Source organism: Nonomuraea fastidiosa (genome assembly GCF_042751225.1).
Taxonomy (GTDB): domain Bacteria; phylum Actinomycetota; class Actinomycetes; order Streptosporangiales; family Streptosporangiaceae; genus Nonomuraea; species Nonomuraea fastidiosa.
Map to the genome: position 1 here is coordinate 4,970,090 of NZ_CP170570.1, position 20,910 is coordinate 4,990,999.

The 20,910-nt window shown below is 71.3% G+C and carries 21 protein-coding genes and 2 pseudogenes; 13 read left to right on the plus strand and 10 right to left on the minus strand.

The window, feature by feature from the left end:
- Positions 1-13 precede the first annotated feature (13 nt).
- Positions 14-832, plus strand: a complete 819-nt coding sequence (locus tag ACFMQL_RS23180) for a hypothetical protein (protein ID WP_364069789.1) — start codon at positions 14-16, stop codon at positions 830-832.
- On the opposite strand, the gene ACFMQL_RS23185 is transcribed toward ACFMQL_RS23180, so the two are convergent.
- The 5 genes and pseudogenes from ACFMQL_RS23185 to ACFMQL_RS23205 all read right to left on the minus strand — a co-directional run bounded on the left by ACFMQL_RS23185 (position 829) and on the right by ACFMQL_RS23205 (position 3,068).
- Entirely contained in the window at positions 829-1,575 is a 747-nt protein-coding gene (locus tag ACFMQL_RS23185) for an SDR family oxidoreductase (protein ID WP_378787001.1), read from the minus strand. The genes ACFMQL_RS23180 and ACFMQL_RS23185 overlap by 4 nt on opposite strands.
- 90 nt (positions 1,576-1,665) lie before the next feature.
- Positions 1,666-1,830 carry a hypothetical protein gene (locus ACFMQL_RS23190; protein WP_364069785.1) on the minus strand — a complete coding sequence of 55 codons (165 nt, stop codon included), beginning with the start codon at positions 1,828-1,830 and terminating at the stop codon, positions 1,666-1,668.
- 56 nt (positions 1,831-1,886) lie between these two features.
- Positions 1,887-2,336 carry an SDR family oxidoreductase gene (locus ACFMQL_RS23195; protein WP_378790197.1) on the minus strand — a complete coding sequence of 150 codons (450 nt, stop codon included), beginning with the start codon at positions 2,334-2,336 and terminating at the stop codon, positions 1,887-1,889.
- Positions 2,258-2,560 (minus strand): annotated as a pseudogene (locus ACFMQL_RS23200) (acyl-CoA dehydrogenase family protein); the annotation flags it as partial. The gene ACFMQL_RS23195 and the pseudogene ACFMQL_RS23200, both read right to left, overlap by 79 nt.
- Positions 2,535-3,068, minus strand: coding sequence for a flavin reductase family protein (locus ACFMQL_RS23205; protein WP_378787002.1), 534 nt, complete (start codon positions 3,066-3,068; stop codon positions 2,535-2,537). The pseudogene ACFMQL_RS23200 and the gene ACFMQL_RS23205, both read right to left, overlap by 26 nt.
- Before the next feature lie 206 nt (positions 3,069-3,274).
- Between ACFMQL_RS23205 and ACFMQL_RS23210 the strand changes: the two are divergent.
- The 5 genes and pseudogenes from ACFMQL_RS23210 to ACFMQL_RS23230 all read left to right on the plus strand — a co-directional run.
- Positions 3,275-3,777 (plus strand): annotated as a pseudogene (locus tag ACFMQL_RS23210) (acetyl-CoA acetyltransferase); the annotation flags it as partial.
- Positions 3,778-3,780: 3 nt separating this feature from the next.
- A complete protein-coding gene (locus ACFMQL_RS23215) occupies positions 3,781-4,254 on the plus strand; it encodes a Zn-ribbon domain-containing OB-fold protein (RefSeq protein ID WP_378790198.1) in 474 nt (157 codons plus the stop codon).
- A gap of 854 nt (positions 4,255-5,108) precedes the next feature.
- Complete coding sequence (locus ACFMQL_RS23220; protein ID WP_364069783.1) at positions 5,109-5,846, plus strand: GntR family transcriptional regulator; 738 nt, start codon at positions 5,109-5,111, stop codon at positions 5,844-5,846.
- A 203-nt stretch (positions 5,847-6,049) separates the two neighbouring features.
- The gene (locus tag ACFMQL_RS23225) at positions 6,050-6,652 is read left to right on the plus strand and encodes a GNAT family N-acetyltransferase (RefSeq protein WP_378787003.1); all 603 of its coding nucleotides are present in this window, start codon (positions 6,050-6,052) and stop codon (positions 6,650-6,652) included.
- Between the two features lie 163 nt (positions 6,653-6,815).
- Positions 6,816-7,496 (plus strand): copper homeostasis protein CutC, encoded by a 681-nt coding sequence (locus ACFMQL_RS23230; protein ID WP_364069779.1) that lies wholly within the window; start codon positions 6,816-6,818, stop codon positions 7,494-7,496.
- A 19-nt stretch (positions 7,497-7,515) separates the two neighbouring features.
- Here ACFMQL_RS23230 and ACFMQL_RS23235 read toward each other — a convergent pair whose 3' ends face one another.
- The 3 genes from ACFMQL_RS23235 to ACFMQL_RS23245 all read right to left on the minus strand — a co-directional run bounded on the left by ACFMQL_RS23235 (position 7,516) and on the right by ACFMQL_RS23245 (position 10,311).
- Entirely contained in the window at positions 7,516-8,658 is a 1,143-nt protein-coding gene (locus tag ACFMQL_RS23235; RefSeq protein WP_364069777.1) for a DUF6986 family protein, read from the minus strand.
- Entirely contained in the window at positions 8,642-9,943 is a 1,302-nt protein-coding gene (locus ACFMQL_RS23240; protein WP_364069775.1) for an FAD-dependent oxidoreductase, read from the minus strand. The genes ACFMQL_RS23235 and ACFMQL_RS23240 overlap by 17 nt, the downstream gene beginning before the upstream one ends.
- Positions 9,944-10,050: 107 nt before the next feature.
- The gene (locus ACFMQL_RS23245) at positions 10,051-10,311 is read right to left on the minus strand and encodes a hypothetical protein (protein ID WP_378787005.1); all 261 of its coding nucleotides are present in this window, start codon (positions 10,309-10,311) and stop codon (positions 10,051-10,053) included.
- Positions 10,312-10,615: 304 nt separating this feature from the next.
- Between ACFMQL_RS23245 and ACFMQL_RS23250 the strand changes: the two genes are divergently transcribed.
- From ACFMQL_RS23250 to ACFMQL_RS23260, 3 genes are all read left to right on the plus strand, one after another.
- Positions 10,616-11,098: a hypothetical protein gene (locus ACFMQL_RS23250; protein WP_364069773.1), complete on the plus strand. Its 483-nt coding sequence runs from the start codon at positions 10,616-10,618 to the stop codon at positions 11,096-11,098.
- A gap of 418 nt (positions 11,099-11,516) precedes the next feature.
- Positions 11,517-12,182 carry a hypothetical protein gene (locus ACFMQL_RS23255; RefSeq protein ID WP_364069771.1) on the plus strand — a complete coding sequence of 222 codons (666 nt, stop codon included), beginning with the start codon at positions 11,517-11,519 and terminating at the stop codon, positions 12,180-12,182.
- A gap of 173 nt (positions 12,183-12,355) precedes the next feature.
- Positions 12,356-14,101: a proline--tRNA ligase gene (locus tag ACFMQL_RS23260; RefSeq protein ID WP_378787007.1), complete on the plus strand. Its 1,746-nt coding sequence runs from the start codon at positions 12,356-12,358 to the stop codon at positions 14,099-14,101.
- A gap of 561 nt (positions 14,102-14,662) precedes the next feature.
- On the opposite strand, the gene ACFMQL_RS23265 is transcribed toward ACFMQL_RS23260, so the two are convergent.
- Positions 14,663-15,175, minus strand: a complete 513-nt coding sequence (locus ACFMQL_RS23265) for a ferritin-like domain-containing protein (RefSeq protein ID WP_364069767.1) — start codon at positions 15,173-15,175, stop codon at positions 14,663-14,665.
- The gene (locus ACFMQL_RS23270) at positions 15,172-15,675 is read right to left on the minus strand and encodes a hypothetical protein (protein ID WP_364069765.1); all 504 of its coding nucleotides are present in this window, start codon (positions 15,673-15,675) and stop codon (positions 15,172-15,174) included. Before ACFMQL_RS23270 ends, ACFMQL_RS23265 begins: the two co-directional genes overlap by 4 nt.
- Before the next feature lie 244 nt (positions 15,676-15,919).
- On the opposite strand from ACFMQL_RS23270, the gene rimP reads away from it, so the two are divergent.
- From rimP to infB, 4 genes are all read left to right on the plus strand, one after another.
- Positions 15,920-16,405 (plus strand): ribosome maturation factor RimP, encoded by a 486-nt coding sequence (rimP, locus tag ACFMQL_RS23275; protein WP_378787008.1) that lies wholly within the window; start codon positions 15,920-15,922, stop codon positions 16,403-16,405.
- Positions 16,406-16,429: 24 nt separating this feature from the next.
- The gene (nusA, locus tag ACFMQL_RS23280) at positions 16,430-17,422 is read left to right on the plus strand and encodes a transcription termination factor NusA (RefSeq protein WP_364069928.1); all 993 of its coding nucleotides are present in this window, start codon (positions 16,430-16,432) and stop codon (positions 17,420-17,422) included.
- Positions 17,406-17,705: a YlxR family protein gene (locus ACFMQL_RS23285; RefSeq protein ID WP_364069761.1), complete on the plus strand. Its 300-nt coding sequence runs from the start codon at positions 17,406-17,408 to the stop codon at positions 17,703-17,705. Before nusA ends, ACFMQL_RS23285 begins: the two co-directional genes overlap by 17 nt.
- 125 nt (positions 17,706-17,830) lie before the next feature.
- Positions 17,831-20,875: a translation initiation factor IF-2 gene (gene infB / locus ACFMQL_RS23290; RefSeq protein ID WP_364069759.1), complete on the plus strand. Its 3,045-nt coding sequence runs from the start codon at positions 17,831-17,833 to the stop codon at positions 20,873-20,875.
- Positions 20,876-20,910 lie beyond the last annotated feature (35 nt).

Here is a 20,910-nt window from a genome sequence, read left to right on the forward strand (position 1 = left end):
TTAGCATCCGTGCGTGACTATCTGTGCTTATGCCACGTTCGATGGACCGGACGACGAGCGGGCCCTCGTGCTCGCGGCCTGGCGGGAGGCCGGTATCGAGGGGCGCGTCGAGCGGTGGGACGACCCCGACGCCGACTGGAGCGCCTACGACGCCGTGGTCGTCCGCAGCGTCTGGGACTACGTGGACAGGCGCGGAGAGTTCGTGGCGTGGGCGCGGCGCGTGGGCTCGGTCACCCGGCTGCTCAACCCGCATCCCGTGCTCGAGGCCAACACCGACAAGACCTACCTGCGCGAGCTGGGCGTGCCGATCGTGCCCACGCACTGGTCGTCGCGTGAGCTGCCCGACTGGCCCGAGTACGTCGTCAAGCCGGCCGTCTCCGCCGGTGCCCGCGACACCGCAAGGACCGCCGACCGCGCCGAGGCCGCCCGGCTCGCCGCGGCGCTGGAGGGCGCGGGGCGCACGCCGATGGTGCAGCCCTACCTCGACATGGTCGAGTCGGAGGGCGAGACCTCGCTGGTGTACTTCAACCGCCGATTCAGCCACGCCGTACGCCGCAGCCCCATGCTCGCCCCCGGCGCCACGACCGAGGACAACGAGCGGGCCGAGCTGCGCACACCAGCCCCGGACCAGGTCGAACTCGCCGAGAAGGTGCTCACCGCCGTACCCCATGACCTTCTCTACGCCAGGGTCGACCTGGTCCGGCTACCCGGCGGCGAGCCGGCGGTCATCGAGCTGGAGCTGACCGAGCCGTACCTCTATCTGAAGCTCGCGCCAGGGGCGGCGGCGCGGTTCGCGGGCGCCCTGCGCGAGCTGCTGGAAACTGGCGGCTAGCAGGACAGGCCGCCGTCCACGGGGATGACCGCCCCCGTCAGGTAGGCCCCCGCCCGCGATGACAGGTAGATGGCCGCGCCCGCCATGTCGTCGGGCCTGCCGATGCGCCCGAGGGGCACGCTCTGCGCGATGGCCTGCCGGGTGTCGGGGTCGTCGAGCGCGAACGCCATCATCTTCGAGTCGAACGGCCCGGGGGCGATGGCGTTCACCGTGATGTGCTCCTTGGCCAGGCGCTTGGCGAGATGGCGGGTCAGCATGTGGACCGCCGACTTGGTCGCCGAGTAGGCGTAGCTCTCCAGAGCGGGCACCCTGATGCCGTCGATCGAGCCGATGTTGATCACCCGGGCCGGGTCGTCGGCGTCCGCCGCCTGCCTGAGCTGCGGCAGGAACTTCTGCGTCAGGTAGAAGACGCCCTTGACGTTGATGTTCCAGAGCTTGTCGAAGGCGTGCTCGGGATACTCCTCCAGCGGCGCGCCCCAGGTGGCGCCGGCGTTGTTCACCAGTACGTGAAGCGGCCCGTCCACGGCCGACACCAGCGTGTCGACGCCCTCGGGCGTGGACAGATCGGCGGGCACCGCCCGGCAGCCCAGCTCGGCGGCCGTCTTCTCGACCTCGGCGGTCTTGCGGGCGGAGATGTACACGTCCGCTCCCGCCGCCACGAACCCGGCGGCGATCATGCGTCCTATGCCGCGCGAGCCGCCCGTGACGACGACGGTCTTGCCTTCCACGGAGAACAGAGTCATGTTCTGGGAGCTTGCCATACCAACTGGTCGGTCGCCAGCTCCCGGCGTCATACGCCGCCCGCCCCGGAGCCACGCGGCCGCCGTCCGGCGTCACGGGCCCGGCAGGCGGCCGTTGCGGAACAGGTCCACGAAGCGCCGGTGGTCAGCCCGCGCCTGCGCGCCGTACCGGTGCGCGAAGTCCACCAGCATCCCCACGAACCCGGCCAGCGCGACCCGCGTACACTGCCGGGCCCGCTGCGGCACCCGGTGCAGCACGCCGGTGGTGGTGCCGAGGGTGAGCGAGCCGATCGCCCCGCCGCCTGCCCCGCTGATCAGGGGTGCTGCGAGGACACCGAGATCACCTCACCCGTCATGTACGAGGAGTAGTCGCTGGCCAGGAAGACGATGACGTTCGCCACCTCCCACGGCTCGGCCGCCCGCCTGAACGCCTCCTTGGCCGCCGGCTCGGCCGGCAGCCTCTCGTCGGTCACCTTCGCCAGGAGCGGGTGCATGGCGAGCGGCGCCGTGCCGCCGAGTCCGGCGTTGTTGACCAGCACGTCCAGCCGCCCGTGCGCCTCCACCGTCGCGTCGAGCAGCGCGAGCACCTGCGCCTCCGAGGTGACGTCGCACGGCGCCACGGCTCGTCGCCGCGCTGGATCGCCGGCAGGAAGCGGTCCTTCTGCTCGTCGGTGCCGAACTCCAGGATCGTCGGGCCGATCAGGCCCTCGCCGATGTGGCCCACGCGGGCGGGGGCGTCGGCCCTGGCGTACTCCTCGTAGCAGGCGACCTGGTCCTCGAGCGAGGCCGCGCGGCCGCCGTGCCGCTCGGGCCAGGCCGGGCAGGTCCAGCCGTGCTTGCCGAGGTGGCGCTCCCACGCGTGGCGCAGCTCGAAGCCCTCGTGCTCGCGGCCTGGACCGCCGAGCCCGCGCGCCCCGGCGAAGGGACCGCTCAGGTTCTTCTCCAGCCAGGCCCGCGCCTCCTCACGCAGGCTCGACGAACCGCCCAACGAACCCTCCGTAGCCGCCGCGGTAGAACACCAGCGGGCCGCCGTCGGCGTGCGTGTCGAGCTGGAGCGCCCGTGCCACCACGATCACGTGGTCGCCCGCCGGGTGCTCGGCCTCGACCGCGCAGTCCAGCCAGGCCAGCGCGCCGTCGAGCACGGGGTTGCCGCCGGGGGAGCCGGTCCACGACAGCCCGGCGAACTTGTCACCGCCCTTGGCCGCCATCCGCGCGCAGACGGCCTGCTGCGTCTCGGCCAGCACGTTGACGGTGAGGACCTTGGCGCCGCGCACCTTGGGCCAGCTCGTGCTGGTGCGCGCCATGCAGAAGGCGACCAGCGGCGGGTTCAGCGAGACGGAGGTGAAGGAGTTGGCGGCCAGCCCGCACGGCCGGCCGTCCACCGGATCGACGGCGGTGATCGCCACCACGCCGGTCGCGAACCTGCTCAGCACCTGCCGGAACCGGCGGCTGTCCGGCTGGCCGTTCGCGCCGTGGTGGGCCGGGCCCGTGACCATGGCGGCTTCGTTGCGAATCCTGCGCTGATGGGGCGCCGGAAGGCCGCGACAGCCGTCCGGCGCAATGAGCCGGGCAGCGTGTGTGCTCATGGTCCGCCTCCTCGTCCGCCTGCACGTCATATTACCAAGCGCTTGCTTGGACGCTAGGGGCAAGCCGGAACGGCTGTCAAGTCGTGCCCTCCGACCTGCGTTGACAGCGGTGAGACCGCGCCGTACTCGCCGCCCCGGAGGACGCCGGGCTGCCTCCCAACGCCGTGGACGGCCTGGCACCCACCACGTCGGCGACTCCGCACCGCCCACGCTCGTCGCGCCCGCGCTCGGCCTGACCGGCGTCACCTGGCACCTCGACCAGTCCGGCGGCGGCAGCGTCTCGCACGCCGTCGTCGGCCAGGCCGCGCTCGCCGTCGCCACCGGCATGGCCGAGACCGTCGTCACCACGGCCGAACGCGCCCGCTCGCTGCGCCGCCCGCCCGTCCTCATCTCCGCCGCGGCCTGGGGCGGTGGTACCTCCCACCTGTCCGGCGGCGCGGGCGATCCCACCGTGACGGCCGCCGCCGAGCCGGCGCCCCGCCTGTACGCCCAGGCCGGCCTCGGCCCCGACGACATCGACACGCACGGCGGCTTCCTGCCGGAGGGATGCGTGCACGGCATCGACCACATCGCCGAGGCGATCTCCCAGCTTCGCGGTGAGGCGGGGGAGCGCCAGGTGCCGATGACCGGTCACCGCCCGCCCGACCCGAGGAGCGCCTTGACCGCTCACCTGCCCCGGCCCGACCGTGACTCCGCGCCATGGTGGGAGCTGCTGGCCGGGCGCCGGTTCGCGGTGCAGGAGTGCGACTTCTGCGGCATGCTCCGCTTCCCGCCGCGCGCGTTCTGCGCCGCCTGCCGGGCGGAGGGCGCGCACTGGCGCGAGGTGCCGCCCGAGGGGACGGTGGAGAGCTGGATCGTCAGCCGTCAACCCTTCGTGCCGGGAAGGCGCGACCGACCCATACCTAGTGGTAATGGTCGCCTCGCGGCGGTGCCCGGTGGCCTGATCTACGGGAACTGGCGGGCGGAGCGGCAGCCGGTTCCGCGGGAGCCGGTGGCAGGGGTGTTCGCCGAGGTCACGCCCGAGGTGACGCTGCTGGATTGGGCGCCGGCGGGCGACGCGGACGGCTCCGGCGCGGGAATTCCGGGCCGGACATGATCCCGGTTTTCGACCTTGCACCGCAAATTGGATTGGTACCAGAAAATCCCACCGGTCCCACGGTCCCCAATAGTGCCCGCACGTTCGTGCCCGAAGGTTGATGATGTGGCTGTAGGCGTCGTCACCCCCGGCGGCGCGGGACCTTGGGGCAGACATGAGCGTTGCGTACGACAGGGCTCGCGTGACCGCGAGGCGGTCGCGCGGCGCGCGCATGCCCTCGCGCGGACCGCCGCCCGTACATGAAAAAGCCCCCATCGGGAGATGGAGGCGTCGGCTCGGCCGGTCCCTCGGAGGAAGGCGCGCCCTGGCGGGCGTGGGGGACCCGCCAGGACGCGCTTCCTGCCCCGTGTGCGACGACCCAGGACTCCGGCGAGGGATGGAGTCCTAAGCCGTTGGTTCACACACGGAGTCGATGGGGGAGCGTGAAGGCTCCTGCCGCCGGCGACGTGCGATGCGTCGAGCCGCTCCGACCGGGTCATCGATGGGATGCGCGACGGGGGCGCCTACCTCCTCGTTGCGGACAAAGGAACCGTCGTCGCATCTCGCGGTCGGCTCGGCCGACACCGAGTGCGCGGGCGTGCCGCCGCCCCTGCTCTGGTAGGTGTGGGTAGACCGCAGGCGGAGCGGCGCGTCACGCAGTGGACGAGCTGCTTCGCGAGGGTCCTGCCAGGGCAGAAATGACGTACCCGCGCGGACCGGCAACACTGGCCTTCACCCCCTCACCGGCCTTTAGATGGATTTGTACCAACGAATGGATGATGGGCCGGTAGAAGGGGTTCGGTCAAGGGGTTGTGGCCTGCTAGAACCAGATCGTCTAAATTGTTGGAACAAAAGGGGTGAAAGTGGCAAGGTCGGTGCTGTATCAGCAGGTGGCGTCGGAGTTGCGCCGTGCCATCTACTCGGGCGTCCTCGGCCCCGGGGCGCAGCTGCCGACCGAGGCGCAGCTCATGGAAGACCATGGGGTGAGCAGGAACACCGTGAGACTGGCCCTCGGCGAGCTCGTCAATGAAGGGCTCGTCACGCGCACGCCGCGGCGCGGGACGGTCGTGCGGGACCGGCGTCCGCTGCTGATGTATCCGCAGCGGGAGCTGGAGCCACAGCCCAGCGGAGAGCTGCGTGAGGCCTTCGCCTACGCCGTCACGCAGGAAGGTCGCGAGCCCAGCCAGTACATCGAGGTCCTGACGGTGTCTCCGGTCGAGGAGATCGCCAGCAGGCTCGAGCTGGCCGAGGGGGAGCTGGCGGTGGTGAGACGCCGTCTGCGTTTCGTGGACGGCCAGCCGTACAACACCAACGACTCTTACTTCCCCCGTGACCTGGTAGCGGATTCTGAGATCGCCAGGCCCGGTGACATCGCGCGAGGGGCGAACCGGGTGCTGGAAGAGCTGGGGCACGCGCAGGTGCGCGTCGTCGATGACATCTGGGCGCGCATGCCCAACCAGGATGAGGTAGAGCGGCTCCAGCTCGAACTCGGTACACCAGTCATGGTGTACGTCAGAGTGGGGTACGACGCCGATGACACGCCTGTGCGTGTCGCCGTGTCGGTTTTGCCAGCCGACAAACATCTGATCAGATACGAGCTCGATCGCCGCTAGAGCTCGTGGGTGAAGGGGTGATCCCGCCGGCCGGGCGCAGCGAGAATTAGCCGCCTCGCTGGCCATGGGGAGTCGTGCATACTCCCCTAAATCGCCATTTATCCATATATATCGGATGCATGGCCACATTTCGCCCCAGCGCGACATCGCGTCATCACGCTATGTACCGCTGCGGACACCCACGGCATCGAAGGATTCGTACTATGCACATCAACACCCTTCTGCATCCGCTCTGCCTGCGCAGGGCCGAACCCGCGGACCTTCCCCGCGTACTCACGCTGCTCGCCGACACCGCCGAGTGGCTCTATATGCGGGGAGTGCGGCAGTGGCCGCGGGGAGGATTCGGACCCGAGCGGATCGAGCCGCTCATAGCCGAACGCACGCTCTTCCTGCTCGATGACGAACTGAGGTATCTCGATCCCGACGAATCGGCCCCTCCGGTGGCCACGATAGCCCTTGACGACAACGCCGACCCCGAATTCTGGACATCTGCCGACGATCCGGGTGCCGCGCTCTACGTCCACAAGCTGGCCGTGGCGCGCTCCTGGTCCGGCTCGGGCCTCGGTGACGCCCTGCTGGACTGGGCGTCCTCGGTGGCGTACGCCTCGGGCCTGCCCTGGCTGCGGCTCGACTGCGCCAAGACCAACCTCCGGCTGCAGGACTACTACCGCGGCCGCGGTTTCCACCACGTCCGTACGGTGGACCTGCCGCACAGGTCGTCGGGCGCGCTCTTCCAGCGCCGTACGGAGGACCTGCCGATCACGGTCTTCCGCGACCTGACGATGGCCGAGCTCATCAGCGCCTGACCTCGCCCCCGACCCCGGCCGGCCCCGCCGGGGTCGGCGCCCGGGCCTCGCGCCGGCCCGGCCCCAGCGCCTGAGATCAGTGCCCGAACTCACAGGAGCATGCCGGGGCTGTGGAGGAGAGATAACGGCACAAAAGGACAGATAGCCCTATAACCTCTCCTGCATGACCGGATCCCTGCTCGAGGTGATCGCGCTCAACGTGCGCGATGCCGTGGCCGCTGAACAGGGCGGCGCCGACCGCCTGGAGGTCGTGGCCGACATGGCGGCCGACGGGCTGACCCCCTCCCCGGAGACGGTCGCCGCGATCGCCGCCGAATGCCCCCTGCCGCAGATGGTGATGCTGCGCACCGAGGCGAACTTCGCCGCGGACTCCGACACCCTCGACCGGCTCGCCCGTGAGGCCAAGGCGCTCGCCGAGGCCGGCGCGGCCGGGTTCGTGTTCGGCTTCCTCGACGACACCGGCGCTGTCGACCTGGCGGCGACGGAGGCCCTCATCCACGCCGTCTCCCCGCTGCCCTGGACCTTTCACCGGGCCGTCGATCACGCGGCCGACGTGCACGCCGCGTGGCGGGCGGTGCGCCTGCTGCCGAACCTCGCCACCGTGCTGACCTCGGGCGCGCCGACCGGGGTGCGCGACGGGCTGCATGTGCTCAAGGCGCGCGCCGACGCCGGCGACGCCTCGATCGTGCTGGCGGGCGGCGGCCTGCGACCGGCCCACGTGGGAGAGCTGCTCGACTACGGCGTGCGCGCCTTCCACGTCGGCTCCGCCGTACGGGCGAGCTGGTCGGACCCCGTGGAATGGCGCCTGGTACGTCAGTGGCGGTCGCTGATCGAGCGCGACTGACGGCCCGTGCGACCGGCGCTCAGGGGAGCGCCTGGTCGGCCCGGCGCAGTGCGGCGGCCAGCGTGCGGATGGTGGCCGGCTCGTCCATCACCCCGCCGCCGGCGGCCCGCCGCTCCTCCCAGGCCCGCACCCGCTCCCGGTAGGAGTCGTAGCGCTCCAGGTGGAAGGCGTAGACGGTGGCGAAGCGGCTCACCAGGTGGGACGGATGCATGTCCCATCCCTGGTAGAACCCGTGCCGCAGCGAGTGGCGGACCAGCTCGGCGTGCCGCCGCCACAGCGCGTGCACATCGTCCGCCCGGTCCGAGGCCGGCGCGGCGGCCAGCGACCCGTCCGACAGCTCCACCCCAGTGCCCGCGAAGGCCGTCTGCATCACGTGGCGGGCGTGATCGCAGGCCGGATGGTCGAGCCGCTGCTCGTGCGGCGGCAGCCCGATCGCGGCGGTGTAGTCGAAGACCCCGAAGTGGGCCGCCGACAGCCGGCCGCCCAGCGACGCGTTGAGGTCGCCGCGCAGGAACGGCAGCGTCTGCGGCGCCTCCACCTGCATCTCGAACCGCAACGGCGCCCCGAACTCGCCCTCCAGCTCGGCCAGCACCCCGGCGAACTGCCCAAGGTACGCCTCCATCAGCACCTTGGGGAACGTCACGACGAACCCGGCGGGCAGCTCCCCGGCCCCGGCGACCACCCCCGACAGGAACCGCCGCAGCGTCCCCACCGACCGCGCGGGATCGCCGTCCGCGAACGACTTGACCCGCAGCCCCCACCGCCGCGGCAGCGACCCGGAGGCGTGCAGCGCGGCGACCGACTCGGCCGCCCGCGCGGCGTGCTCGTCCTCGACCTCGTCGCCGCGCACGCCGTAGCCGTCCTCGAAGTCGATCCGCAGGTCCTCGACGGGCTCGGCGGCGAGCTTGCGCAGCACCTTCTCGTGCACGGCGGCCGCCAGCGCGTCCGGCAGGCCGAACACCTCGGCCACCTCGCGCGGCCCGGACAAGTGCGCCTTGGCCAGGGATGACGCCTCGTCACCCCAGGCCGCGACGGTCCCCGCGGAGAACCGGTCGGCGGGCACGTAGACGGTGTGCACGGGTTGCCAGCCGGGCTCGGCGGAGGGGTAGCGGGCCTGCTGCGCCCGGTACGCCTCCTCGAACCCCTCAGGGACGGCACGCACGGAGCATGGCCTCCAAGCCCACGAGCTTCACTCTCTCTCCCCGGCCGAGCGAGCGCGCCAGCTCCATCTCGGCCGCCTCGATCGCCAGCCACTCCTCGTACGTGACCGGCTGAACGCCCCGAGAGGCCAGCAGCGCCTCGATGCCGTCCGACCCGACCCGCTGCCTGCCGTCGAGGTCGGCGAGGAGCGTACGGACCGTCTCAGCGGCGTCCGACTTGTTCGTGCCGATCACCCCGGTGGGCCCGCGTTTGAGCCACCCGGCCACGTACTCGCGGTCGCGCACGCGCCCCGCCGCGTTCGGCACCGTCATGGTCTTCTCGGAGAACGGCACGCCCGGCAGCGGCACGCTCTGGTAGCCGACCGAGCGCAGCACCATCCCGACCGGCAGCGTCTCGTACTCGCCGGTGCCGGCCACGCGCCCGTCGTCCGACAGCCGGGTGCGCTCCAGCCGCAGCCCCTCGACCCGCGAGGTGCCGAGGATCTCCACGGGACGCAGCCAGAACCGCACGTCGAGGCGGCGCGGACGGCCCACGGGCTCGCGCGTGGCCCACTGCTGCAGCACCTTGATGTTGCCCTGCACCTGGCGCGGGAAGTCGGTGCCGAGCACGGCGGCCTCCTCCGGCCGCACGCACACGTCGGCGTTGGCCAGCTCGCCCAGCTCCCGCAGCTCCTTCAGCGTGAACTTGGCGTGCTCGGGCCCGCGCCGCCCGATCATGTGGATGGCCTTGACCTGGCTCTGGCCGAGCCGTTCGAGCACTTCATGGGGCACGTCGGTGGCACGCAGCTCCTCGGCGGTCTTGGCCAGCACGCGTACGACGTCCACCGCCACGTTGCCGACCCCGATGACCGCCACCTCGGAGGTGTCGAGCGTGAAGCGGGAGGGATCGACGTCGGGGTGGCCGCAGTACCAGTTGACGAAGTCGGTGGCGGCGACGCTGCCCGGCAGGTTCTCCCCGGGGATGCCGAGCTTCCTGTCGACCATCGCGCCCGTGCAGTAGACGACCGCGTCGTAGACGCCAAGCAGGTCCTCGACCGACACGTGCGTGCCGAGCGTGACGCCGCCGAAGAAGCGCACCTGGGGCAGCTCCAGCACCCTGCGCAGGTAGCCGGCGATCGACTTGATCGAGGTGTGATCGGGGGCGACGCCGTACCTGACCAGCCCGTACGGGGTGGGCAGCCGCTCCAGCACATCGACCGCGACAGGTTCGGCCGACTGCTTGACCAGCGCCTCGGCGGTGTAGATCCCGGCGGGGCCCGACCCGATGACCGCCACGTGCAACGTCACGCTGCCTCCCTATGCCGGTGTGCGTGCGCCCGGGACACCTTGTGACGATGTATCCCCGTTTGCCGGCACGGCTGAACCCTGGATCAGGCGCAGGGTCCGCCCCCAGGCTACTCTCCGCACTGCTGATCGCGGCGTAAGGCGAGCCCCTGCACCGGGTCGGGCACGCCGATCACCGCCGCCTGCGCCGGCGAGCCCTCACGCGGCAGCGGCGACTCCACCTCGGCCGGTGAGACGTTGAAGCCGTTGACGATGTAGAGCTCCTTCTTGCGGTCCACGATGGCGAGGTCGCCCGCCTCGTCCAGCACGCCGACGTCGGCGGCGGTGGCGATGGCCTGGTCGCGGGTGGGGGCGACGTACCAGGGGATCATCAGGGCGACGCGCCGCGAAACGGGATCGAAGCCGTGCTCGGCCAGGCAGGCGCGGTAGGGCGCGGATAGACGGAGACGCCGGGGATCTCGAAGAACTCGCTGGAATGGCGGCCCGCTCGGCCGTGCGGATGGGGGACTGGAACGGCAGCAGCACCCCGAGCCCGAGCCTGAATGCGCTCGGTGCGCTGCGAGATGGCCGCCAGGACCGGATCGGGGCCGAGGAGTGGGTATAACCAAGCGCTCGCTTGGGAGCGCGTTTCAGTGGCAGGGACTTGCGGGAAGGGCGCGGCGACGATCAGAGTGGATGCTCGTGAAGCGAAAGCACGCGCCGCGGCGGCCCAAGGCGGTCAGGACCCCCACCCCAGGCGACGAACTCTCGCTCACCAGTGCCCGCAGATACGAAGCGTTCGGCCGGGTGATGGCCGCCCTCGCGACCGAGGCCGACTTCATCGAATCCTGCCGCGACCTCACCTGGTGGCGCGGGGCCGACCACAGCTGGCACATCGAGTGGCGCGACGGCCCGTACGCCTCCGAGGTGGCCGCGCTCCTCGCCGAGCAGGTCCGCGACCCGGGACACGACGGCCCCCTCGTCACCCAGGCGGGTCCCGGCCACGCGAGTTCGGCGGTGCTCGACGTGATGGGCGTGCGGTTCGAGCTGCGTGCCATCGACCCCATGGGCCGCGCCAGGGTGCGCGCCCGTCCCGACTTCTGGCGGCTGGCCGAAGCCCTCGACACCACCCGCCGCACCAACACCCGGCACCCCTGGGAGGAGCTGCTGGGCGGTTAGCCCCCGAAGACGTGCGCGGACACGCGTCCACTGTGCGCCGTCGCCGGCCGGTGCGTACGGAACCGTCCCGGTCGGCAGGCCGCCGTCCAGCCGCAGCTCTCCGTCGCCGGGCAGCACCACGGTCGCCGTGGTCTCGCCCCCGGCCGGCGCCGCCGGCGCCGCCGTACTCCTCGGGGACAAGCAGTTCCGCGTCCCCAGATCGCGCGCGCATTCCCGCCAGGAAGCGCCGGGGCGGCGAGATAAGTGATCACGTACGGCGGCGCGAAGGTCATCGGCGAGTGTCAGTCGATTATAGTAACCAAGCGCTTGCTGGTTTTGGTACCAGTATGACCGAAATTTGCCTTTTCTGGAGGTCCGCATAATCTGAAGGTGGTCATCCCCACAGTCATTGGGGGGAGGGGTTGACCTGGGAATGGACATGGACAACAGCACGATCGAGTACGCCGACTTCGCCGAGTACGACCGGCGCCAGCGCGCCATCGAACATCATTTGCTGGCGGCCGTCTTCGGGGGCCTCGCCGTGGGCGTGATCGGCATGCTCCTTTCCGGCCCCGGCTGGGCCGGCCAGATCTACGATCCCTACGCCTATCTCGCCCTCTCGCTCGCCGTCGGCGCGACCGCATCGGGCTTCGGCTGGGCGCTGCTGACCACCGTCCTCGCCTCGCTGTCCACATTGGTCGCCGGGATCGGCGCGAGCGCGCTGCGCGGCGGCGACGTCATGAGCCTCACCGGCGCTCCCGTCACCGGGCTCGACTGGACGCTCGCGCTGCTCGTCTGCCTCGGCCTGCTCGCCTACGCCACCCGCAGGGACGACGTCTGGGGCGACGTCGCGGCCGGCGCCGTCGGCGCCGCGCTGATCGCCGACGTGGTGGCCAGGGCCGTTCCGGGGGTCGTCGGCAGCGAGCAGTCGTTCTGGCCCGGCCCCGCCATGGTGATCGGGGTGCTCACCGTGGCCGCGGTGCTCGTGCTGCGCAGGAACGTACGGGGACGCGTGCGCGCGCTGGCGCTGTCGGCCACCCTCGCCGGCCTGGTCACGGCCGGCATGACCACCGCCATGACCGACTGGTTCCCGCTGGCCGGCTGAGGTCGTGGGGGCCGTACGGCGACCTGCGGACGGACCTGGGCCACCGAAGCGGGACGCAGGAGCCTGGGCCGGCGAACTCGCGGAGGCTGGGCTGTGGAATAAGCGCGAGCACACCGCTCCTCCGACTCGATAGCCTGTACTCCTCCGGATCCAGCATCGAACAAGGAGTAGCCGTGTTGCTGCGCATGTCGTCGTTGTTTCTTCGCACCCTGCGGGACGACCCGGCAGACGCGGAAGTGCCGAGCCACAAGCTCTTGGTCCGCGCCGGATACGTCCGCCGCGTGGCCCCTGGCATCTACTCCTGGCTCCCGCTCGGAAAGATGGTGCTGGAAAACGTCACCAGGATCGTCCGCGAGGAGATGAACCGCATGGGCGGCCAGGAAGTGCTCTTCCCCGCCCTGCTGCCCCGCGAATACTACGAGGCGACCGGTCGCTGGACCGAATACGGCGACACGCTCTTCCGCCTGAAAGATCGTAAAGGCGCCGACTATCTCCTCGGTCCCACGCACGAGGAGCTCTTCACCGACATGGTGAAGAGCGAATACTCCTCTTATAAGGACTACCCGGTCACGCTTTACCAGATTCAGACCAAATATCGCGACGAGGCGCGGCCCAGGGCGGGCATCCTGCGCGGCCGCGAGTTCCTCATGAAGGACTCCTACTCCTTCGACCTCGACGACGACGGTCTCAAGCGCTCCTACGAGCAGCATCGCGAGACCTACATCAGGACCTTCGACCGCCTCGGCATCAACTACAAGATCGTCTTCGCGCAGTCCGGCGCCATGGGCGGCTCGGCCTCTGAGGAGTTCCTGGCGCCCACGCCCACCGGCGAGGACACGTTCGTCTCCTGCCGCTCCTGCGGTTACGCCGCCAACGCCGAAGCCGTCGTCACTCCCGCGCCCCCCGCGCGCTCCCTCGACGACGCGCCGCCGCTCACGGTCATGGACACCCCCGACACGCCGACCATCGAGTCGCTGGTGTCCTACGTCAACGAGCACCACGGCCTGAACATCACCGCCGCCGACACGCTCAAGAACGTCGTCGTCAAGGTCACCACGCCCGGCTCCGACAAGGTCGAGACGCTGGTCATCGGCGTGCCCGGCGACCGCGAGGTCGACTTCAAGCGCCTGGAGGCCGCGCTCGCGCCCGGCGAGCCCGCCATCTTCGAGGCCGAAGACTTCGCCAAGCACCCCGGGCTCGTCCGCGGCTACATCGGCCCGCAGATCCTGCGCGAGCTCGGCATCCGCTACCTCGTCGACCCCCGCGTCGTCACCGGCACCTCCTGGGTCACCGGCGCCAACGAGCCCGGCAAGCACGCCTCGGGCGTCGTCGCCGGGCGCGACTTCGTACCCGACGGCACCATCGAGGCCGCCGAGGTCCGCGCCGGCGACGCCTGCCCGCGCTGCGGCGCCGAGCTGTCCATCGACCGCGGCATCGAGATCGGCCACATCTTCCAGCTCGGCCGCAAGTACGCCGACGCCGCCGGCCTCGACGCTCTCGGCCCCGACGGCAAGCCCATCCGCATCACCATGGGCTCCTACGGCATCGGCGTCTCCCGCGCCGTCGCCGTCATCGCCGAGCAGAAGCACGACGAGCTCGGCCTGGTCTGGCCGCGCGAGGTCGCGCCCGCCGACGTCCACATCGTCGGCACCGGCAAGGAGAACCAGGTGGAGGCCGCGCTGGAGCTGGGCGCCGAGCTGGAGTCCCGCGGGCTGCGCGTGCTCGTCGACGACCGGCCGCAGGTCTCGCCCGGCGTCAAGTTCAAGGACGCCGAGCTGCTCGGCATCCCGACCATCGTCGTCGTCGGCCGCGGCCTCTCCCAGGGCGTCGTGGAGCTCCGCGACCGCGCCTCCGGCGAGAAGTCCGAGATCCCCCTCGCCGAAGCCGCCGACCGCATCACGGCCGCCGTCAACGCCTGACCCACCCGGGCCCTTGCCCGCCGGGTGAGGCGCCAGGCTCGGTGCCTGGCAGGGCCGCTGGTCCGTTGCGCCGCAGGGCTGATGCGGTGACTTCTGCAGCTGCCCGCCTCAGCCCGCCGCCACGGATTACAGTGATCGGCCCTGCCGCACCGTCCGAGGTGGTCGAGCTGTTGCGGGCTGAGGCGGCCGGCCTCGCCGCCGGCTGGGGCGACCGGCCCTGCCACCGCTGGTGCCCCATGGCCGCTTCCTGCGCTGCCGCGCCCGCTGCTCGCCCGACCACGCTCCCGTGCCCGCTCTGCGTGTGCCCGCGCGAAGCCCCTCTCCCGCCCAGGCGCGCTCCCCGCGACCCGGACCATGTCGAGTCGAGAAGGAGCGGCGCCGTCGGTCGGCGCGCGCGGTTGCGCTCACCCCGGCAGCGCGAACCGATCGGCGAGCTGTGCCTTGGCACCCCACGAAGGGCCGTGTGGCGGCGGCAGATGTCCTCAGCCCGGGCCGTGACCGCCGTCGATGCGCACGATCGAGGTCGGGCCGTTCGCCGGAAGCGGTGTCTCGTCGGCGGGGTCAGCCGCCTGCCGGGTTGCCGGACGGAGTGGCGGGCGGAGTGGCGGGTGGGGTGGCGGGTGCCGGCATGCCGGGGAAGGCCGCGGGCTGATCGGGGCGGAAGGCGTAGGAGCGGGCGACCGACTCCTGCATGGCCAGGGCGGCGTAGCGGCGCAGCTTGACGTCTCGCGCGGCGGCGAGCTCCAGGTACGCGGCCGTCACCCCCGCCTCCAGCTGCACCGCCAGCTTGGCGGCCAGCGTGGCGTTCGAGGGGAAGAACGGCAGCATGTAGGACGCCTCGGGCTCGACGGGACGCCCGCCCCGCGAGGTGATGTAGGAGCGGAGCTGGTCGCGCCGTGCCCGGTGGGCGTCGTACGCGGCGCTCATCTTGGCCCGCAGCGACCCTGAGGTGCGCGCCCCGAGCAGCCCGTACGCGAACAGTGCCGCGTGCTCGGCCGCCAGCGCCTTCCCCAGCTTCTCGATGTCGTCCCCCGCCCGCGAACCCGCTCCTGAGGCGGTCGTGCCGGCGTTCACAGGGACCTCGGCAAGGCGAGGGCGTGGGCGGCCTCGCAGGCACCGATGCTGGCGATGAGCTGGGCGATGCCGGGCGAGACGGCGTCGAGCTGGCGGGCGCGGGCGGCGGCGGCCTTGCGTTCGAGCGCGCGCAGCCGCGACAGCGACGGCTTGCGCACGGCGGAAGACGGAGAAGCGGCCGGCGACGGTGAGGCGGCAGGCGATGAACCAGCGGCGGGCGGCGAAGAAGGGGAGGAAGCCGGTACGTGCTTGCGCAGCTCGTTCAGATGCGCCTGGTGCCGGTCACGAAACGGCGTCAGCTTCTGCGCCCCGTCGGCGATGAGCGCCGAATAGAGCGCGATCGTGCGTTCCTTCTCCGCGATGAGAGCTTTGAGCACCACGATCTCGGGCGAATCGGGCTTGGGCGAGGCGGACGGCGGCGGGCCCGACGCGCTGCAGGCGGTCAGAGCGGCCGCCCCGCCCGCCAGCACGGTTCGCCGGGAGAGCTGACGCGGGCGCACGGACTCCAACCTCCACTTGTCACCTACCTGGCAGGGCCTGCCTAGCGGCCTCGGTAGCATCGTACGGCCAGAGCCCGCGATCGCCGTCCGGCGACGCTCCGCCATTCGACCGCGACGAGTGGCGCTCTTTCCGTGCCCTCATACGGATAGGGTGTCAACTGTCGTCGCTGGCTGAGCGGTCAGACGGCGGGAGAGCCAGTGGCGAGGTCCGCCCGGCTGAGACTTGACAATAGGGGAGGTCGATATGGGCAGCGCATCACCCCGCGACCACCTGATGAAGCTCCTGGAGCCCGTGGTCAGCGCGGAGGGCCTCGACCTGGAGGACATCACGGTCACCCAGGCGGGCAGGCGGCGGCTGCTGCGCGTGATCGTCGATCGCGACGGCGGCGTGAGCCTTGACGACGTGGCCGAGGTGAGCCAGGCCGTGTCCACGGCGCTCGACGAGACCGACGTGATGGGCGAGGCGGCTTACACGCTCGAGGTGTCCTCGCCCGGCGTCGACCGCCCGCTGACCGAGCCGCGCCACTGGCGGCGCGCGGCCAAGCGGCTGGTGAAGGCGGAGCTGAAGGACGGCACCGTCGTGGAGGGCCGGATAAAGGCCGCCGACGAGAGCGGCGTCGACCTCGACGTCGCGGGCGTGCCGCAGAGGTTTGGTTACGAAGTCCTGGCCCGCGGACGGGTGCAGGTGGAGTTCCGCCGGTTCGACGACGTCGACGGCGACGAAGGCTAAGGGGGAGCCGTCGTGGACATCGACATGAGCGTCCTGCGCAGCCTTGAGCGGGAGAAGGACATCTCTCTCGACCTGGTCGTCAAGGCGATCGAGGACGCACTGCTCATCGCGTACTTCCGCACCGAGGGCGCGGCGCAGAAGGCGCGGGCGGAGCTCGATCGGACCAGCGGCCACGTCACCATCTGGGCGGCGGAGCTGGACGAGAACGGCGAGGTCGTCAGGGAGTACGACGACACTCCCAGCGGCTTCAGCCGCATCGCCGCCACCACCGCCAAGCAGGTCATCCTGCAGCAGCTGCGCGACGCCGAAGACGAGATCAACTTCGGCGAGTTCGCCAGCCGCGAGGGCGAGCTGGTCTCCGGTGTGATCCAGCAGGGCAAGGACCCGCGCGTGGTGCTGGTCGACCTCGGCAAGATCGAGGCCGTGCTGCCGCACGCGGAGCAGGTGCCCGGCGAGGAGTACGGGCACGGCGACCGCATCCGCGCCTACGTGGTGCAGGTGAAGAAGGGACATAAGGGCCCCTCGGTCACGCTGTCGCGCACCCACCCGGGTCTGGTGAAGAAGCTGTTCGCGCTTGAGGTGCCGGAGATCGCCGACGGCACCGTCGAGATCGCTGCGGTGGCGCGCGAGGCGGGCCACCGTACGAAGATCGCTGTCAGGTCGCGCAAGCCGGGCGTCAACGCCAAGGGCGCGTGCATCGGCCCCATGGGCTCGCGCGTCCGCAACGTGATGAACGAGCTGCACGGCGAGAAGATCGACATCATCGACTGGTCGGAGGATCCGGGCGAGTTCGTCGGGAATGCCCTGTCGCCCGCCCGTGTTTCGCATGTTGAGGTTCTCGATCTCGAAGGGCGGGTGGCGCGTGTCACGGTGCCCGACTACCAGCTGTCGCTGGCCATCGGGAAAGAGGGGCAGAATGCCCGGCTCGCCGCCCGTCTCACGGGCTGGCGAATCGACATCCGACCGGACACCCCAGCCGAGGACGCCGCCGGTTCCGTAGATGCGTCAACACGGTAAGCTGGAATATGGTGGCCAAGCGGTTCCACAGCGCACCTGTGTGGGCTGCAGGGTTCGCACGGCTAAGTCCGAGCTGCTCCGCCTGGTGCGGGTCGAGGACCAAGTGGTCCCTGACCTGCGAGGACGGCTCCCTGGTCGAGGTGCATCGCTGCATCCGTCCTTGAGTTGTCTGGAGCTCGCCGAGCGGCGCCGAGCGTTCCCGCGCGCGTTTCGCGTGCCGGGGCCGCTTGACGTGTCGCCCGTGCGGGCGCACCTGGAAGGAGAACCACGAAATGTCATGTAGGACGCCGAGTTGATGGGCGGAGTCAGATTGCTATGAGCGCCTGATGAGCACGCGGCGATGAAGACGTCAAGGTAGCGACGGTCCGGACGGCATAGCCAGCCTCCCGGGCCGAGTAAGGGAGTGCAGTGGCGAAGGTCCGGGTATACGAGCTCGCTAAGGAGTTCGGCGTAGAGAGCAAGGTCGTCATGGCCAAGCTCCAAGAGATGGGAGAGTTCGTCCGATCGGCGTCCTCGACCATCGAGGCGCCGGTGGTCCGCAGGCTCACCGAAGCGCTGGGGCAATCCAAGGGTGGCCCCTCTCGTGGCGGCGGTCAGCCGTCCAACAAGCCGCAGCCGCCGAAGGCTGCGCCCCGGCCGGCGGAAGGCCAGGCCGGTAACGGCGCCGGGCAGGCGCCTGTTCCTGCTCCGCCGCGTCCTGGGCCCAAGCCCGGTCCGCGGCCGGGCCCCGTGGGCGCTCAGCCGCGCCCGCCGGTCCCCATGCCCCATCAGCAGCCGCAGCAGCAGCCGGAGGCGGCGCGCGGCGAGACCTCTGGGGCTCCTCAGGCACGTTTCGAGAGCGGCGCGCCCGCTCGTCCGACGCCGGGCCCGCGTCCCGGTCCTGCCGCGCGTCCCGGGCCCAAGCCCGGCCCTGGGCCCCGTCCGGGTCCCGCCGGCGGCGGTTCCACGCAGGCGCCGCGTCCTGGCGCGCCCGCCGGTGGCGCTCCGCGTCCCGGCCCGGTGCCGAAGCCGGGTCCGCGCGGCCCGCGTCCCGGTAACAACCCGTTCTCGTCCAACGCCAGCGGCATGGGCCAGCCCCGGCCGCCGCGTCCCGGCGACAACCGCGGTGGCGGCGGCGGTCAGCGCGACCGTCGTGACGGTCCGGCGCAGGGCGGCGCGATTCCGCGTCCGCCGCAGAGCCGCAGCGGCGAGGCCAGGCCGACGCCCGGTCCGCGTCCCGGTCCGCCGCCCGGCGGTCCGCGTCCGGGTCCCGGCGCCGGTGCGGGCGGTCCCCGTCCCGGTGGTCCGCGTCCCAACCCGATGATGATGCCGCAGGGCCGGCCCACCCCTCCGGGTGGCGGTCGTCCCGGCGGCGGTGGCGGTCGTCCCGGTGGCGGCGGTGGTCGTCCCGGCGGTGGCGGCGGTCGTCCCGGTGGCGGCGGCGGTTTCGCCGGTCGCCCGGGTGGCGCCGGTCAGCGCACGGGTGCGGGCGGCCCCGGTGGCTTCGGCGGTCGTCCCGGTGGCGGAGGTCGTGGCCGTGGCGGCGGCACCGCGGGAGCCTTCGGGCGTCCCGGCGGCCGTCCCGCGCGTGGCCGTAAGTCCAAGCGTCAGAGGCGCCAGGAGTTCGACAACATGTCGGCGCCGGCGATCGGCGGTGTGCAGGTCGCTCGCGGCAACGGCGCGACGATCCGCCTGCCGCGCGGTGCGTCGCTGTCCGACTTCGCCGACCGCATCGGGGCGAACCCGGCCTCGCTCGTGCAGATCATGCTGCACCTGGGCGAGATGGTGACCGCGACGCAGTCGGTCAACGAGGAGACGCTCCAGCTTCTCGGTGCCGAGCTGGACTACAACGTCCAGGTCGTCAGCCCCGAGGAGGAGGACCGCGAGCTGCTCGAGTCCTTCGACATCGAGTTCGGTGAGGACGAAGGCGACGAGGCCGACCTGGCTCCGCGTCCGCCGGTGGTGACCGTCATGGGTCACGTCGACCACGGTAAGACCAAGCTGCTCGACGCCATCCGCAAGACCAACGTGGTGGCGCGCGAGGCGGGTGGCATCACCCAGCACATCGGCGCTTACCAGGTGTCGACGCACCACGAGGGCGAAGACCGCAAGATCACCTTCATCGACACCCCGGGTCACGAGGCGTTCACCGCCATGCGTGCCCGAGGCGCGAAGTCGACCGACATCGCGGTGCTGGTGGTCGCGGCCGACGACGGTGTGAAGCCGCAGACGATCGAGGCGCTCAACCACGCCCAGGCCGCCGAGGTCCCGGTCGTGGTGGCGGTCAACAAGATCGACAAGGAGGGCGCCGACCCCAACAAGGTCAGGGCCCAGCTCACCGAGTACGGCCTGGTGGCCGAGGAGTACGGTGGCTCGACGCTCTTCGTCGACATCTCGGCGAAGAACGGCACGGGCATCGACGACCTCCTCGAGGCCATCCTGCTGACCGCCGACGCCGAGCTCGACCTGCGCGCCAACCCGAAGATGGACGCTCAGGGCATCGCGATCGAGGCCCACCTCGACAAGGGCCGCGGTCCCGTCGCGACCGTCCTGGTCCAGCGCGGCACGCTGCGCGTGGGCGACTCGATCGTGTGCGGTGAGGCCTTCGGCCGCGTCCGCGCGATGCTCGACGACAACGGCGAGCCGGTCGAGGAGGCCGCGCCGTCGCGTCCGGTCCTGGTGATGGGTCTGACGGCGGTGCCGAGCGCCGGCGACAACTTCATCGTGGTCGGCGACGACCGCATGGCCCGGCAGATCGCCCAGCAGCGCGCGGCGCGCAAGCGCAGCGCCGACATGGCGAAGTCGAGCCGCCGCCGCACCCTCGAAGAGCTGTTCAGCGACCTCGAGAAGGGTCGTGTCGACGAGCTCAAGCTCATCATCAAGGGTGACGTGTCCGGTTCGGTCGAGGCCCTGGAAGACGCCCTGCTCAAGATCGACGTCGGCGACGAGGTCAGGCTGCGCGTCCTGCACCGCGCGGTCGGCGCCATCACCGAGTACGACGTCAACCTGGCGGTGGCCGACGACAACGCGGTCATCATCGGCTTCAACGTCCGCCCCGAGCCCCGGGCGCGCGACCTGGCCGAGCGCGAGGGCGTCGACATCCGCTACTACTCGGTCATCTACCAGGCGATCGAGGAGATCGAGGCGGCCCTCAAGGGCATGCTCAAGCCTGAGTACGAAGAGGTCCAGCTCGGCACCGCGGAGGTCCGCGAGATCTTCAAGGTGCCGCGGATCGGCAACGTCGCGGGTGCGATCGTCCGCTCCGGCGCGATCATCCGCAACAGCAAGGCCAGGGTCATCCGCGACGGCGTCGTCGTGGCGGACAACCTGACCGTCTCGTCGCTGCGCCGCTTCAAGGATGACGCGACCGAGGTCCGCGAGGGCTTCGAGTGCGGTATCGGTGTCGGCTACAACGACATCAGGGTCGACGACGTGATCGAGACGTACGAGATGCGGGAGAAGCCGCGCGTGTGACGCGTGGCCGGGCGCCCGGCGGGACATCCGCCGGG

What these genes read in the sequence shown, in the direction of transcription:
- ACFMQL_RS23285 (WP_364069761.1), top strand. Translation starts at nt 17,406, where the DNA reads ATGCGTCAACACGGTAAGCTGGAATATGGTGGCCAAGCGGTTCCACAG.
- nusA (WP_364069928.1), top strand. Translation starts at nt 16,430, where the DNA reads ATGAGCGTCCTGCGCAGCCTTGAGCGGGAGAAGGACATCTCTCTCGAC.
- ACFMQL_RS23255 (WP_364069771.1), top strand. Translation starts at nt 11,517, where the DNA reads ATGGACAACAGCACGATCGAGTACGCCGACTTCGCCGAGTACGACCGG.
- rimP (WP_378787008.1), top strand. Translation starts at nt 15,920, where the DNA reads ATGGGCAGCGCATCACCCCGCGACCACCTGATGAAGCTCCTGGAGCCC.
- ACFMQL_RS23245 (WP_378787005.1), bottom strand. Translation starts at nt 10,311, where the DNA reads ATGATCCCCTGGTACGTCGCCCCCACCCGCGACCAGGCCATCGCCACC.
- ACFMQL_RS23215 (WP_378790198.1), top strand. Translation starts at nt 3,781, where the DNA reads ATGACCGGTCACCGCCCGCCCGACCCGAGGAGCGCCTTGACCGCTCAC.
- ACFMQL_RS23250 (WP_364069773.1), top strand. Translation starts at nt 10,616, where the DNA reads ATGCTCGTGAAGCGAAAGCACGCGCCGCGGCGGCCCAAGGCGGTCAGG.
- ACFMQL_RS23205 (WP_378787002.1), bottom strand. Translation starts at nt 3,068, where the DNA reads ATGGTCACGGGCCCGGCCCACCACGGCGCGAACGGCCAGCCGGACAGC.
- ACFMQL_RS23230 (WP_364069779.1), top strand. Translation starts at nt 6,816, where the DNA reads ATGACCGGATCCCTGCTCGAGGTGATCGCGCTCAACGTGCGCGATGCC.
- ACFMQL_RS23185 (WP_378787001.1), bottom strand. Translation starts at nt 1,575, where the DNA reads ATGACTCTGTTCTCCGTGGAAGGCAAGACCGTCGTCGTCACGGGCGGC.
- ACFMQL_RS23225 (WP_378787003.1), top strand. Translation starts at nt 6,050, where the DNA reads ATGCACATCAACACCCTTCTGCATCCGCTCTGCCTGCGCAGGGCCGAA.